Annotated in this window: 13 protein-coding genes; 2 read left to right on the top strand and 11 right to left on the bottom strand. The window is 40.5% G+C overall.

Annotated elements, in window-relative coordinates; all coding sequences use genetic code 11:
* Nucleotides 1–12: 12 nt before the first annotated feature.
* From EO112_RS04620 to EO112_RS04600, 5 genes are read right to left on the bottom strand one after another with little or no spacing between them, the layout of a single operon-like run.
* Nucleotides 13–993, bottom strand: a complete 981-nt coding sequence (locus EO112_RS04620; protein ID WP_164723946.1) for a hypothetical protein — start codon at nucleotides 991–993, stop codon at nucleotides 13–15.
* Between the two features lie 12 nt (nucleotides 994–1,005).
* Nucleotides 1,006–1,485: an OmpH family outer membrane protein gene (locus EO112_RS04615; protein ID WP_127163158.1), complete on the bottom strand. Its 480-nt coding sequence runs from the start codon at nucleotides 1,483–1,485 to the stop codon at nucleotides 1,006–1,008.
* A 20-nt stretch (nucleotides 1,486–1,505) separates the two neighbouring features.
* On the bottom strand, nucleotides 1,506–2,738 hold the full coding sequence (locus EO112_RS04610; protein ID WP_127163156.1) for a hypothetical protein: 1,233 nt from the start codon (nucleotides 2,736–2,738) through the stop codon (nucleotides 1,506–1,508).
* A 39-nt stretch (nucleotides 2,739–2,777) separates the two neighbouring features.
* The gene (locus EO112_RS04605) at nucleotides 2,778–4,910 is read right to left on the bottom strand and encodes an outer membrane protein assembly factor (RefSeq protein ID WP_127163154.1); all 2,133 of its coding nucleotides are present in this window, start codon (nucleotides 4,908–4,910) and stop codon (nucleotides 2,778–2,780) included.
* 29 nt (nucleotides 4,911–4,939) lie between these two features.
* Complete coding sequence (locus EO112_RS04600) at nucleotides 4,940–5,440, bottom strand: hypothetical protein (protein ID WP_009353650.1); 501 nt, start codon at nucleotides 5,438–5,440, stop codon at nucleotides 4,940–4,942.
* A gap of 247 nt (nucleotides 5,441–5,687) precedes the next feature.
* Between EO112_RS04600 and EO112_RS04595 the strand changes: the two genes are divergently transcribed.
* Complete coding sequence (locus tag EO112_RS04595) at nucleotides 5,688–6,200, top strand: DUF805 domain-containing protein (RefSeq protein ID WP_009353721.1); 513 nt, start codon at nucleotides 5,688–5,690, stop codon at nucleotides 6,198–6,200.
* A gap of 5 nt (nucleotides 6,201–6,205) precedes the next feature.
* The gene (locus tag EO112_RS04590) at nucleotides 6,206–6,772 is read left to right on the top strand and encodes an SHOCT domain-containing protein (RefSeq protein ID WP_009353687.1); all 567 of its coding nucleotides are present in this window, start codon (nucleotides 6,206–6,208) and stop codon (nucleotides 6,770–6,772) included.
* Between the two features lie 177 nt (nucleotides 6,773–6,949).
* Here the strand turns inward: EO112_RS04590 and EO112_RS04585 are convergent, their stop codons facing one another.
* Genes EO112_RS04585 through EO112_RS04560 form a run of 6 tightly spaced genes read right to left on the bottom strand, consistent with a single transcriptional unit; the run spans nucleotide 6,950 to nucleotide 15,137 of the window.
* Nucleotides 6,950–7,876 carry a dihydroorotate dehydrogenase gene (locus EO112_RS04585; RefSeq protein ID WP_127163152.1) on the bottom strand — a complete coding sequence of 309 codons (927 nt, stop codon included), beginning with the start codon at nucleotides 7,874–7,876 and terminating at the stop codon, nucleotides 6,950–6,952.
* Complete coding sequence (locus tag EO112_RS04580; protein WP_127163150.1) at nucleotides 7,876–8,643, bottom strand: dihydroorotate dehydrogenase electron transfer subunit; 768 nt, start codon at nucleotides 8,641–8,643, stop codon at nucleotides 7,876–7,878. Before EO112_RS04580 ends, EO112_RS04585 begins: the two co-directional genes overlap by 1 nt.
* A gap of 6 nt (nucleotides 8,644–8,649) precedes the next feature.
* The gene (gene carB / locus EO112_RS04575; RefSeq protein ID WP_370106547.1) at nucleotides 8,650–11,847 is read right to left on the bottom strand and encodes a carbamoyl-phosphate synthase large subunit; all 3,198 of its coding nucleotides are present in this window, start codon (nucleotides 11,845–11,847) and stop codon (nucleotides 8,650–8,652) included.
* A gap of 2 nt (nucleotides 11,848–11,849) precedes the next feature.
* The gene (gene carA, locus EO112_RS04570; RefSeq protein ID WP_127163146.1) at nucleotides 11,850–12,917 is read right to left on the bottom strand and encodes a glutamine-hydrolyzing carbamoyl-phosphate synthase small subunit; all 1,068 of its coding nucleotides are present in this window, start codon (nucleotides 12,915–12,917) and stop codon (nucleotides 11,850–11,852) included.
* Nucleotides 12,914–14,203 carry a dihydroorotase gene (locus EO112_RS04565; protein ID WP_127163144.1) on the bottom strand — a complete coding sequence of 430 codons (1,290 nt, stop codon included), beginning with the start codon at nucleotides 14,201–14,203 and terminating at the stop codon, nucleotides 12,914–12,916. The genes carA and EO112_RS04565 overlap by 4 nt, the downstream gene beginning before the upstream one ends.
* Nucleotides 14,187–15,137: an aspartate carbamoyltransferase catalytic subunit gene (locus tag EO112_RS04560; protein ID WP_127163142.1), complete on the bottom strand. Its 951-nt coding sequence runs from the start codon at nucleotides 15,135–15,137 to the stop codon at nucleotides 14,187–14,189. Before EO112_RS04560 ends, EO112_RS04565 begins: the two co-directional genes overlap by 17 nt.
* Between the last annotated feature and the right edge of the window lie 291 nt (nucleotides 15,138–15,428).

Raw genomic sequence — 15,428 nt, 5'->3', positions numbered from 1 at the left:
CACGTTACTCCTTTATTTTCCATACGATTGAATGATTTCATCTGTCAAATCCATGCCAGTACGATCCGTAATATGATCTACTAGCACTAAATCTAATTGTTTCGTTCTCGCCAGAACACCTGCACGAACTCGAATATCTTCTAGAATAGCATCATGCAAGGCTTGTACTTCATCTCGCTTTTGTGCCAATCGTTGTTCCCATTCTGCGTCCCACAATGTAGTACCGTCTCGACGGACCTTAGCCAGCACTTCTTGCTGAGAATCCACTAAGCCTTTTATAGAGCGATCTCTTTGATCCCCCAAGGCTTTTGCCTGTTCTGTAGCATAGGCACTCAACTTTTGTTGTGCTTCTGCATGAGCTGGCGCCATAACTTCAGCTACCTTCGCTTCAATTTCTTTCCATTGCTCAGAACCGCTCAGACCATGACTGCGCTGTGCCAAGAGTTCCGATAAACGTTGTTCTTTCGCACGCTTTTCTGTGGCCCATCGCTGACGTTGTATATCATCAATCGGCGTTATATTCATTTCCGTTGTTAACCATAATTGTAGGTTGACAATTTCTATATCTGCTTCACTAGGTTCTACCTTATATGTACTGCGGTATTGTTCAATTAACCGTCGTTGCTTAGCAGCTAATTCTTGATTTAGTTCTGCTTCTCGTAATGCAATTTTAGTTTGCAACTCACGATCCAAACTTTCTGTTAAATTTGACTCTAATTGTTTTAGATGTTCTTCAGATTTACCTACTTCGGTGCCTAACTTAGATTTCAGAAGTTCATCTTCTTTATCTCGCTGAGCTTCTAACCGAAGCAACTCTTTTTTCTGTACATCATAACTAGGAAAGTTTGGATGCTGTTCTACCACATCTTGCAATCGTACAACACCAATACGTGGTTCCTGTACGGCCTTTGAATGCTGGTGTCCATAATATCCACCAATACCCACAGCACATACCAGCATACCTATAAAAGCGAAGATAGGTCCTTTTCCCATTTGGATTTTACCTTATTTAGTTTCAGATAATTTTTTGCTCACTTGTTCTGTTATATCAGTACCACCAAACAATACAGATTCTCGACTTAATACAATACTAAGCCCTTTACCATCAGCCACAGTTTTAGATGCTTCATCCACGCGTTTTTTTAGATTTTCTTGAATTGTTTGTTGTTTTTCTTGCATTTTTTGACGAAGCTCATCAGATAATTTTGCCTTACCTGCTTCATCCAAATTAGCAGATTTTTCATTGAACTCTTTTTGTAATTCTTCATTATATGCAGCGTACTCTTGTTGAGCATCTTGTACTAAGTTTGGATTACTTTCTACAATTCGTTGCATATCAATGACGCCAATATTACTGATGGCACTGGAACCACCATGTCCCGCCATCTGTGTGTATGCCAAAGCGCCCACACTGATAACAAAAAGAACGCCAACAATGATGGACACTGTTTTTACATTCTTTTTATTGTTTAATAAACGCATCATAGTGTATCTACCTTCTTTCTTTATATTCGTCCTATTAAGCGCAACCATCGATCATGGTCACCCCATACATATTCTAATCGTAAATATTCATGCACATCATAGGAAAGAGCAAACTCATTCGCTTTTGCAGTCATATCTCTTTCATATCTTGCATTCCAACGGTTTCCAATATTTTGTTGCACAATTCCATACTGGTGATGATTAGGCACTCCATATTGATACCCTATCTTTGTCTCTTTCGTGAATTGATACCCATAAGATGGCTTAAAGGACCATTCCAAACGATTCGGCAAAAACTCTGTTTCTACATACCAATCATGCGGTCCATCATGAACCCCCGTGTACAACCGTAATCCTACGGAATCTACGCCACGCCCCATATCCAAATAGCCTTCCCCTCGAAGAATATACTTAGAGGAATCTACATGAATTTGCAAGGTCGTCTCTGACCCCACTTCCAAGGTGGGAATCATCGTTACACCAAACTGTGTAACACCACGGCTTTTGTTGAGTTCACCTTGTATCTCTTTTTCTATCATCATTTGATGACGTCTTACAAAGGACACTGGTAAGCCTTCTAATTGACGCAGTTTTTTTTCGTAGTATTGATGCAGAGTATAAAAGAACACGCTCGGCAATGTATTAGATTGAATCGTCACCGCTGTACGACTAACACTATTTCCATTTGGAACTAAGTACACCGTCGCCTTTGCTGTATCGCCTCCTACCACATCAATTTGTGGGGTAAACTCAGGTAAAGCACCTTCCAGTTCTGTACGCACGGCTTTTTGTGCCAATGGTGTAATCCAATCCAAGGAGTCTAAGGATGCCCCTAAGAGCATTTGCTCCAACCGTGGCTGTATAGATCCTAGATCTGTTTTCATCAACGATTGTCCATAAGGTGATATATTTCCATAGTTTATCTTTGTTTCCAAAGATTGCACTACCTTCCCATAGGGTTCCAAGGCTAAGTGAATCGACATACTTTCACCAACATCCATAGAGATAGTTTTCACCGTATATCCATAGAGGATTCTGTCCACCACATCTGTCGTGGCTATCGTATACGCATCTAAGGATTCCTTGATATGATAGTCTTCTTTCCCTTGGAACATATACGTAGCAGCCCCTTGAATACTGGCAACCATTCGTGCCTTAAGGGCAGTTGGAATCGTTCCTGTTGTACTGTGCAGGTCCACATGCACCGTTTGTACAGGCGTTCCATAGACAGAGGGGATACCTAATGTTGCCATTAGAAGAGCCCCTCCTATCCATTGCTGTAATTTCATAAATTAGAATTGTCCACCAAAGCTGAAGTGGAATTTCTTTTGATTTTTACTAATACCATAGTCGATACGTACTGGACCAATTGGTGTTGTCACACGCACGCCGGCACCGACGGAAGCATTAAATGTTTTAGAATGTTTGAACCAAGGTACATTTGGTGCATCCCATGCATCACCTAAATCTGTAAATAATGCACCGCTGACTTTATTCCAAATTGGGAAGCGATATTCTGCTGTAAAGTTGTACATTTTTTTACCACGATATTGATCATCCTCATAAGCACGAAGAGAATCAGAACCACCAATTGTATATAATTGGCTATATGGTAGATCACCAACAGCCCAACCAATACGGCCACGGAACGCCAATACTTGTTTATTACCTACTTTTTTGTATGTTCTAGCTTCACCAGTGAATTTATAGAAGTTGAAGTCACCGCCTAATCCATGACCACCCCATTGCAATGTACTGGACAAGCGTTTACCACGGCTTGGTTCGTACACATTATCACGGGAGTCAAATACTTTTTGCCAGCTAATGCTGTTTGTTGTGCCAAAGTTATTTTTCAAATATCCAGATGCTAGGAATGGATACCCATGGTTATTCCAACGAGGTCCTTGAGATTGGTTTGTATCATAACGGAAACCACTAGAATCTTTAGTATCCCATACGTATGTATCTTTACGATGCTCTAATGTGACATAATCGCGAGTAAACTCAGCCGTTTGGCGACCTAAGAAAATATTAAAGCCATTAGATTTTCTATCATAGGTAGCCACAGATTGACCTTTTTCATTGTAATCTGTATATTCGTTTAATTGATTGTAGTAGGTTACCCCTAAAGATGTGCCTTTTCTATCAATCCATGGACGCAAGTAGGATACAGAGTAGTTTTTATAACCTGCTGCACCGCCGAACTCCCAGTGAACCTTCACTTTATCACCAGTACCGCGTAAGTTTTCTTCACCCACTTCTACAATACCTACAAAGCCATCAGCATCAGAATAACCTGCACCTAATGTAATCGTACCTGTTTTATGTTCTAGTACGTCCACTTCAATGTTCACCATTTCTTCTGTGGAGCCTTGTGTTAAACGTACATTTACATCATCAAAGAAACCTAAGTTATATACTTTCTCTACAGATCGACGTACTAAGAATTTATTAAATGGTTGTCCCACTTTTTGGTTAAATTCACGAGTAATCACACGATCTTTAGTCTTTTTATTACCATGTGGAGTAATACGTTCTACAATACCTTCTACCACAGATACGTGTAATACACCATTGTCATCTACAGCCATATCTTTTACATGAGCTAAAATATATCCATCACGTTGGTACGCTGCGTTGATACCTTGTACTTTTTCACCAACTGCAATAGTATTTAACACAGTGTTAGGTTGTACACCTAAATAGTTCAACAATACATCTGTTTTGTATACCGTATTACCCTCTACAGACACACCTTTAATCACTGGGTTTAATGTTACATGATATGCTACTTTTACACCTTCTGGTACTTCTGTAAATACTGGTGTAATTTCTGAAAGAACACCGGAACCACCTAGGTTGGCAATCTCTTTAGAGATTCCTTCTACTGTAACAGCATCACCAATTTTACCTTGTAATAAAGAAAGGAAAGCCGGTTGATTTGCTTGGTCAAGACCTTCAATAGAAATATGAGTGATCGTTTTGCCTACATATTTTTGTAACTCCGCTTCAGTTAGGGATGTGAAATAACGAGCTTGTACTTGAGGAATCGCTGTTTCCACACCTGCCGCCTGTGCTTCTTCTAATTTATCACCACCAGCTTTTGTGATAACTTTAACTTCTTTGTCATTAGTAGCTAAGGAAGAGTTATCAACACGTTTACGTTGTTCTTCAATAGCATCACGTTGTGCAGCCTCAGACAAACCTTCACGAGCTGCTGCAATCGCTGCCTCTGTAGCCGTATCACCAGAGGCTACTGTTTCTTGGCGTGTAGTATTTTGCTTTCCTAAATCCTCCATGGATAATTTAGCAATTGTTTTGCCACTTTCAGTCGTAGTAGCAGTATCAGCAAATACTGGAGTTGTACTGATTGCCGCTAGGACAGCAAAGGTTAAAAATTTCTTATAAGATAGGTTTCCCTTCATATATGTTCCTCCTTAGAATATAAAAGGTGCTAATCTCGCAAAATACGTCCACCAGTTTGCACTGCATGTACCATGTCTTTCGAGCTAATAGTAGGATCTTTTCTAGGTTCTACATTGGGCTGTGTTGTTACAACATGATTGGTTTCTATCACCGTCTCTACGGGCTTAGGTTCAGCCTGTTCTATGGTTGGTGATTCTTTCACTACCACTGTGGAAGACACAGGTGCAGGTTTCACCTCTACCTTTGTTTCTATGACAGGAGTATGTGTTACGTTCCCTGCTTCATGTTGTGATAGCCACCAATGTGTTACCCCTATGACTCCTACTAATGCAATAGTTAACATAGCTCGTTGTGCGTAGGACACAATAGAGGGTCTACCCTCATTCATTTGCTTCATCTCTGCTTGAGCCAAGAATAAATGAAAGTTCCCCTTCACACTTCCCTTTGTAGCATAGGACTTAGCTGCTGCATCTAACCAAGCACGAACCATGCGAATGCGTTTTTCCATAGGTGTTGTTACAGGTTTCATACATTCCTCCTTTCATAACTATATAATCGTAGTTAGAAAGAAAAAAGTGAACCTATTTCTTACTATCTTTACTATTATACCAACGAACCGCTATTTTGCCTATTTTTTTCTGCTAACTTTCTTTATACTACTCTATTTTTTTAATATTTTAATGAAGAATCTATTTCAATTTCATTCCATTTGACCACAGTTCGCCATATATCCTAATCTATGCTATACTTATTCATAGCATATAAGGAGGTTCCTTATGGACATACTGATTAATATGGGCCTATCATTTCTAGTAGGTGTAGCAGCCCTCTTTCTTTTACTTGCGCTAGAACCACACAGTCATGGCGTATTAAATTCATCAGGTCGGATGAATCGATTTCAATTTATCATTGGCATACTATTTTTATCTGCTACTATGCATATTTTTAATATGTTTATCCAACAACTATTAGATGTAGTTGTCATATTGCCGGCTTATTTTGGCATCAAAGCATTAGCTTACGCAGGATATATCATATTGCTCCCTCTATACTATACCCTATACATACGACGATTCAATGACATCGGATTACCAGGTCGTCTCCTTGGTATACTATTGGGTATGTATATTATTTGTACAAATTTATATCTACCATTAAAGAATATTTATATTCTGCACACTATTATTGTAGTAATTATACACGGATTCTTATCTTGTTTCCCTGGTTCTACTGGAAACAATCGCTACGGACCTCCTAGTCCTTGGCCAAGCAAACGTAAGAAAGGATAGTGATTATGGGACTCTTCGATTGGTTCACGCAAACTCCAGACCATATCATAAGCTATGCCCCTGGCGGTCATACATTGCAAGTTAAAATTACTTACAACACAAAAACAGGTCTATTTACGTATCGTGGTCGCTATGGTACACGTGCTAAGTTTTATGATACAGATATCGATCATATCGACAACAAAGAGGTGAGTCGTACCCATCGAGTCTTGCTCATTCAAGGTCGAGATACCTGTCTTGCCACATTAGATGTATTGACTAATTTAGTAAATGAAAATTTACAAGCCTGGATTGAATCTCGTGGCACTGTAGCCTACGATTATGATCAACAACAACGTGGCTTATGGGTTAATACAGCTGCTGTGAAAGCTGCCATCGATGCAGGTCCTCCAGTGGAAACTGCTACCATTGAAGTAGAGGATACATCAGAGAATACTACCACATCTGATATAGTATCAGCCCTGGATGATCCCATCCTTCGTATCAAACAACTAAAAGAGCTCCTTGACCTAGGAGCCATAACCAACGAAGAATTTCAACAGAAAAAAGAAGAATTACTCAATAAAATTTAAACACTAAAAGGACTGTTGCCAGTGTCTCTTTCACTGGAACAGTCCTTTTCTGTATTGTATTCAAAGTTCTCTTCTTTAAGGCTTTCCCTGTATCGATATATTTCCTGATAACCACTCTGATTTTAGATGTATTGCTGACACTATAAACCTATTACAGGAGATATACATTTTCTCTTATTAAGACATAATAATACCACCAACTAAGTTCGATACATGATCGATGTGTTGGCTTTCACAATAAGCACTCATTTCACTAGCGATGATGCCAATAGCTCGTGGATCTACCATCGTTGCCGTCCCCACAGACACGATGTCAGCTCCTACTAGCATAAATTCTAAGGCATCTTCACCAGTCATGATGCCGCCGCCCCCCATAATTGGGATTTCAATAGCTTGTGCCACTTGATGTGTTAGGCGCAATGCCACTGGTTTCACAGCTGGACCAGATAAACCACCATAGATATTCCCCAATAATGGTTTACGAGTCCGTAGATCTACAGACATCCCTAATAGGGTATTAATCATACTGATACCATCTGCACCTGCCGCTTCTACAGCACGAGCAATCTCTACGATATCTGTTACATTGGGTGATAATTTCATAATCACTGGCAAATCTGTATGCCCTTTAACCGCTTTACATACAGCAGCCGCACTCTCTGCCTGCACACCAAATGCCATACCTCCGCATTTTACATTAGGACAACTAATGTTGACCTCTAAGGCTGCTACACCTTCGACGGTCAATGTTTTTGCCATATATTCGTACTCTTCCAGTGTATTACCAGAGATATTGGCAAAAATTGGCACATCATATTGTTTTAAATTTGGCAATATATCTGCTACGAACGCTTCTGCTCCTGGATTTTCTAATCCGATACAGTTCAACACCCCAGATGGTGTTTCAGCGATACGTACACCAGCATTACCAGGTCGAGGAGTAGGTGTTAAACCTTTTACAGAAATTGCCCCTACCTCTGTATCAAGGTCTAAATATCCATCATATTCCAATCCGAACCCAAAAGTGCCCGATGCTGCTACAATAGGATTTTTCATGGAGATACCACAGAACTCCACTGCTAATTTAGGATCTACAGTAGCCATTAGAAAAACACCTCCTCAGCAGGGAATACAGGACCATCTTTACACACTTTATATCGTGTGCCACTTTTACCTTGGCATGCACAGCCTACGCAACCACCGGTACCACAACCCATGCGTTCCTCTAAGGACACTTGGCAAGGCACTCCCATTTGTTGAGCTACAGCGGCTACCCCTTTCATCATTGGTGTAGGACCACATGTCAAGACCGCATCAAACTGCTCTTCTCTCATCAGCGTTTCCATCACAGACGTAGGATATCCTTTAGTACCCAGTGAGCCATCATCTGTGGTGATGTGTACAGTCACAGGACTATCTTTAAATAAATCAGCCCAAAATGATTCACTTGCATTACGGAATCCTAATATCACATGAGCCTCTTGACCTGGTTGTAACCGATCAGCGATACATAGCATAGGCGCAATTCCAACACCACCACCCACTAATAACATGCGGTCTGCAGTGGTAAAAGCTTGACCTAATGGTCCCAAGCAATCTAAGGTATCCCCTTCTCGTAGCTGAGTCATAATCTCTGTACCTTTACCTACCACACGATATAATAAGTCGATGGTACCTGCTTCGGCATCAAAGCCGGCATAACTGATAGGTCTGCGCAACAAGGGAGCTGTGCCCCCTGTGACGCGAACATTGCAAAACTGTCCTAGTTGTGCCTCTTTTGCTTGTTTGGGTGCATATACGGATAGTCTCCATACATCACTGCCTATTTGGGTGTTATGAATCACTCGACCCATTTCTACATATCCACTCATTTATGATTACTCCATTTCATAATCTTGCACTGCATCCACTGTAATAGCATCACCTGCGGTAGCTCGACTAGCTACAACATGTAATACTTCACGAGCTGTATCCAAAGATGTTAAGCATGGTACGCCCATTTCTACAGCTAAACGACGCAATTGGAATCCCTCTCGTTCTGGTTGTTTACCATAGGTTAGGGTATTTAGCATCAAATCTACTTTACCTTCACGAATAGCATCTGCACAGTTTGGACTACCTTCAGATAGCTTATTCACTATAGTGCAATCTACACCGTGTTCTGTGAAATAACGACCAGTACCACCTGTAGCTTGAATGTGGTACCCCAATTCGATAAAACCTTTTGCCAAACGGGCTGCTTCTTCTTTATCACGATCGGCTACGGTCATCAAAATATTGCCTTTATCTGGAATGCGCATATTGGCTCCGTGAATCGCTTTGAACAAGGCATCTGCATAAGTACGGCCAATTCCCATTACTTCTCCAGTAGATTTCATTTCTGGTCCTAGTGCAATTTCTACCAACCCCATTTTTGAGAAGGAGAATACTGGTGCTTTTACAGCCACATGTGGACGGGCTAGCACTAATCCAGTTGGTAATCCCAAGCTTTCTAAGGTTTCTCCTAAAGCAATTCGTGTTGCATACTCCACCATGTTGATACCAGTTACTTTACTAATGAAAGGCACTGTACGGCTAGAACGAGGGTTCACTTCGATAACATGTAACTCATCATTAACCACAATATATTGGATATTGAGTACCCCTTTTACCTGCAACCCTTGAGCAATGCGACGAGTATAATCTACGATTTGATTCGTCAACTCTTCCGACAAATGTTGTGCTGGATATACCGCAATAGAATCTCCAGAGTGTACCCCTGCTCGTTCCACTTGTTCCATAATACCCGGAATGCATACATCGATACCATCAGAAATCGCATCTACTTCTACTTCCATGCCTACCATGTAGCGGTCGATTAACACTGGGTGATCTTTCGATGCTACTACAGCTTCTTTCATATAACGATCTAATTCTTGGTCATTATATACAATTTCCATAGCACGACCACCTAGTACATAAGACGGACGGACAATCAATGGATATTGTAGGCGTTTTGCTGCTTCTAAGGCTTCTTCGTCACTAGTTACCAAAGCGCCTACTGGACGAGGAATTTCCAATTTTGCCAACAATTCATCGAAACGTTCACGGTCTTCTGCCATATCGATGCTGTCTACAGATGTACCTAGAATATTTACACCTCTTGCAGCCAACGGTCCTGCTAAGTTAATGGCTGTTTGTCCACCGAACTGAGCGATAACCCCTACTGGATTCTCCTTGCGGATAATTTCCATCACATCATCTACTGTCAACGGTTCAAAGTACAAGCTATCAGATGTATCAAAATCTGTACTTACTGTCTCTGGGTTGTTGTTAATAATGATAGATTTCATACCAGCTTTACGTAATGCCCATGAGGAATGAACAGAGCAATAATCGAACTCTACCCCTTGTCCGATACGAATTGGACCGGAACCAAGAACGATAACGCTGTTTTCACCACGTGGTACTACTTCATCTTCTGTGGCATAGGCACTGTAATAATATGGCGTGTGCGCTTCAAATTCTGCGGCACAGGTATCTACGTATTTATAGGTTGGATGAATATTCCATTCATTGCGTTTTGCCAACACTTCTTCAGCACTACAATTTGCATATCTAGCAATGACTTGGTCTGGGAAAGAGTAACGCTTCGCAGTTTTTAAATTTGATTCTGTTACACCATTAGTAGCCAAATCTTTTTCTACTAATACAATATTTTTAATTTTATTGATGAAGAAAGAATTTATTTTTGTAATATAGCAGATTTTCTCTACACTAATACCCACACGAAGAGCTTGAGCGATGACATAGAGACGTTCATCATCCACTAATTGTAATCGTTCAATCAGTTGCTCAGGCGTTTCATGAGCAATCTTTTTCAGTTCAATATGATCTAATCCAATTTCTAAAGAACGAATGGCTTTTAATAGAGAACCTTCTAAGGTTCTGTCGATAGCCATAACTTCGCCAGTGGCTTTCATTTGTGTTCCCAACGTACGATCCGCCAAATTAAATTTTTCAAATGGCCAACGAGGAAATTTTGTTACCACATAGTCCAAGGATGGTTCAAAGCACGCTTTTGTTTCTCCTGTAACAGCATTTGTAATTTCATCTAAGGTCATGCCGATAGCAACCTTCGCCGCTACCTTAGCAATGGGATATCCCGTTGCTTTAGAGGCTAATGCAGAAGAGCGAGACACACGTGGATTTACTTCGATTACATAATATTGATTGCTATATGGATCTAAGGCATATTGCACATTGCAACCGCCTTCAATTTTAAGATAGCGAATGATATCCACAGAGGCAGTGCGCAACATTTGGTACTGTGTATCATTCAAGGTTTGAGATGGTGCTACTACCACCGAATCACCTGTATGAACCCCTACTGGGTCAATGTTTTCCATATTACATACAATGATACAGTTATCTGCGCGGTCACGCATCACTTCGTATTCGATTTCTTTCCAACCAGCTACAGATCGTTCTACAAGAATTTGATGGATTGGACTAAGCTTGATGCCACGAAGAGCAATCATGTACATTTCTTCTTCGTTATGAGCAATACCGCCGCCTGTGCCACCTAGTGTATAGGCAGGACGGATGATGATAGGGTATCCAATACGATTGGCAAAATCCACTGCCTCCGCCACATCACTGAAAATATCAGATTCTGGCACAGGTTGGTTGATACGTTTCATTGCCTCTTTAAACAATTCACGGTCTTCCGCTTGTTTGATAGCCTCTAAAGTAGTACCCAATAATTTTACATTATACTCCTTAAGGACTCCTGCCTCTGACAGTTCTACCGCCATATTGAGACCAACTTGTCCACCTAATGTAGCCAACACACCATATGGGCGTTCTTTACGGATAATCTCTGTAACAAACTCCAAAGAAATCGGTTCAATATAAACACGGTCCGCAATATCACGGTCTGTCATGATAGTAGCCGGATTGGAGTTCACTAATACAACTTCATAACCTTCTTCACGAAGAGATTGACAAGCCTGTGTGCCTGCATAATCAAACTCAGCTGCCTGCCCGATAATAATTGGACCAGAACCAATTACAAGAACTTTTTTCTTTTCCATCATTAACCTCTTCTCATCAATGTTTTAAAACGTTCAAACAAATATACATTATCAGTCGGACCCGGAGACGCTTCTGGATGATATTGTACCGACATAATCGGCAATTCACTATGCACTAATCCTTCTACAGTACCATCATTCACACTGCGATGGGATACGCGCAATCCAGAACCCTCTAGGCTTGCTTCATCAACTGCATAACCATGATTTTGAGAGGTAATATGAACACGATTCGTATCTAAATCTTTTACTGGATGGTTAGATCCACGATGACCAAAACGCAACTTATACGTTTCACCACCAAATGCACGAGCAATCAGTTGATGTCCCATGCAAATACCAAAAATAGGTTTTTGGCCTACTAATTTTTTTATTTCTTCAACAATTTCAGGTACGTCTTTCGGGTCTCCCGGTCCATTGGACAAGAAGATTCCATCAGGATTGCAAGCCATCACTGTTTCAGCTTTTGTATGAGCTGGGAAAATTGTCAATCGACACCCTTCGTTTTCCAAAGATTGAAGAATATTTTCTTTCACACCAAAATCGTACACGGCTACATGAAACTCAGCTGTATCTTGACCACGGCGACCTTCCCATTTTGTGGTAACACGCATAATGTGATCTGTCGCTAGTAGTTGCGCTAATAAAGCATCGATTTTCTCTTGTGGTGTATCTGTTGGGCAAATAACCCCTTTCATCACGCCATGGCTGCGGATAGCACGTGTAATTGCACGTGTATCCACATTGTATAAACATGGAATACCATGGCTTCTCATATATTCCTCAAATGTCCCCTCATTTTGCCAATTACTAGGGAACGTACACAATTCTCCTACAATCATTGCCTTGCAATAGGGCTTAGAAGATTGATCTACCTCACGTGTGACACCATAATTGCCTACTAATGGGTAAGTTAAAGTAATAATTTGATCTGCATATGACGGATCTGTTAAAATCTCTTGATATCCCGTCATCCCTGTATTAAACACTACTTCGCCAACGATTGGCATGCCCCCCAGCAATGTGCCCTCAAAGATAGTTCCATTTTCTAATACCAGTTTTCCTGTCACCCGATTACAACCCCGTCTTTCATTACAACTTTTCCATCTACTACTGTTAATTTTGCTTTACCAGTGACTGTCATACCATCAAATGGACATGATTTACCACGAGTGTAGAATTTATTTCTATCTACAGTCCAAGTTTCATCTAAAGAAAGGACTGAGATATCCGCAGGTTTTCCTACTTCAAGTACGCCTCCGTCTACTCCGATTAATTGAGCTGGTTTAGTACTCATTAAATTGATGATTTCATCAATTGTGAGGATACCTGTTTTTAATACATGTGTAATTACTGCCGCAAAGGATGTTTCCAATCCTGTGAAACCATTCGCTGCACAGCAGAATTCCACATCTTTTTCTTCGTACGCATGTGGTGCATGGTCCGTAATTATTGCATCAATTGTGCCATCTTGTAATGCTTCTAACAACGCTTGGCGATGATCTTCAGAACGAATTGGTGGAGCCATTTTAAAGTCTGGATTATAATCTCGTAAATATTCATCTGTGAACACTAAATGTTGGCTTGTTACTTCACAAGTTACTTTGATTCCTTTTGCTTTCGCACGGCGTACTTGATCAACAGCTTCTTTTGTACTCACATGTGCAATATGGATATGTCCACCAGTCATTTCTGCTAGCATAATATCACGAGCTACCGCTAAATCTTCTGCCACAGCTGGGCGACCTTTTACACCCATTTCATAGGAAACGATACCTTCATGCATGTGACCTTCACAAGTTAAGCTACATTCTTCTGCATGGTCTACAACCATTTTTCCAAACATGGATGAATATTCTAAAGCACGACGCATGAAAGCTGCACTTTCTACATAGTGTCCATCATCGGAGAAACCTACTACACCAGCTTCTGCCATATCACCCATTTCTGCAAGTTCTTTTCCTTGCAAGCCTTTAGACACAGCGCCCATAAAATCTACTTTTACAACCCCTGTCAATTCAGCTTGTTTACGCAATCCACGTACTAATGGAGCGTTATCCACAACAGGGTTTGTATTTGCCATAGTTACAACACGTGTAAATCCACCTGCTGCTGCCGCTTGTGTACCACTGTGAAAGTCTTCTTTTGCTTCTTGACCTGGTTCACGTAAATGCGTGTGAATATCAATTAATCCAGGAGCTACGATAAGACCTGTTGCATCGTATACCTCTGCTTGATTCGCTTGTAAATTTTGTCCAATTGCTGCAATTACACCATTTTCTACAAGAATATCTGCTACTTCATGTTGTCCTTTTGCCGGGTTAACTACCGTACCATTTTTAATCAGCAAGCTCACTACCGTCACCTCCGATAATTGTTAAGTATAAAATCGCCATACGGGTGGCTACACCATTACGCACTTGTTCTTGGATTACTGATGCATCACCATACGCCACATCTGGCGCAATTTCAAGACCTCTATTCATTGGTCCTGGATGCAATACTAATACATCATCTTTTGCGTTTTCTAACACAGATTTATTAATACCAAAGATACGTGCATATTCACGATTACTTGGGTATAAGGCGGAGTGAATCCGTTCTAATTGGATACGCAATACGTTTACCACATCTGCATCTTTCACAGCTTCACGTACATCATGATGAACTGTAACACCCAATTTTTCTAGTTCTGGGTATACTAACGTACGTGGACCAGCTAGATGCACATCAGCACCCATTGTTTTTAATCCATAAATATTGGAGCGCGCTACACGGCTGTGCATGATATCGCCTATGATAACTACTTTTAAACCTTCTAATGTAGGTTTATGTTCTAAGATAGAGTACATATCTAATAAGGCTTGTGTTGGATGTTCATGAGCTCCATCACCAGCATTGATAATAATTGGATCTACACATTTTGTGGCATATAAAGGAGCTCCTTCTTCACTAGAGCGCATTACGATGGCGTCTGTTCCCATATAAGACATTGTTAATAATGTGTCACGGAAACTTTCCCCTTTTGCCATAGAGCTACCGCTCTTGGAAATGTTGATGACATCAGCCCCTAAATATTTACCTGCTAACTCAAAGGAACTTCTTGTACGTGTACTATTCTCCATAAACAAGTTAATAATAGATTTGCCTTTTAATAATGGATGTTTCTTATTGTCCGATAAAACAATTTTTTTCATTTTTTTAGCTACACGCAAAATGAGTTCAATTTCTTCTTTTGACCGACCTTGCAGTCCTAATAGGTGCTTACCTTTTAAGCTGATTTCTCCCATCATAGCCTCCTTTGTAGTACTTCTATTACACGCAAAAAGACCCCTTGCCGTAAGGCAAGAGGTCGCATAGTTATAGTGATTCTATTATAGAGCACACCTATAGATTATAAGTAAAGCACTCCTACTACGTTCCCTTACTAGCCTCACAGGACTAATTTAAAAGGTTCAAATTACGCTCTTCGGTCTCTCGTACCGATTCATTAAGCTTATAAGTATTATAAAGCAAGGACGCTTATACGTCAAGATATTTCTGTTACTTTTACTATGCTAACAGGAAAATACAAAATGATT

Origin of the sequence: Veillonella sp. VA141, assembly GCF_003992175.1 — a bacterium.
GTDB lineage: Bacteria > Bacillota > Negativicutes > Veillonellales > Veillonellaceae > F0422.
The sequence above is the reverse complement of the archived record's forward strand: the minus strand, read 5'-3'. Positions and strand labels throughout refer to the sequence as shown.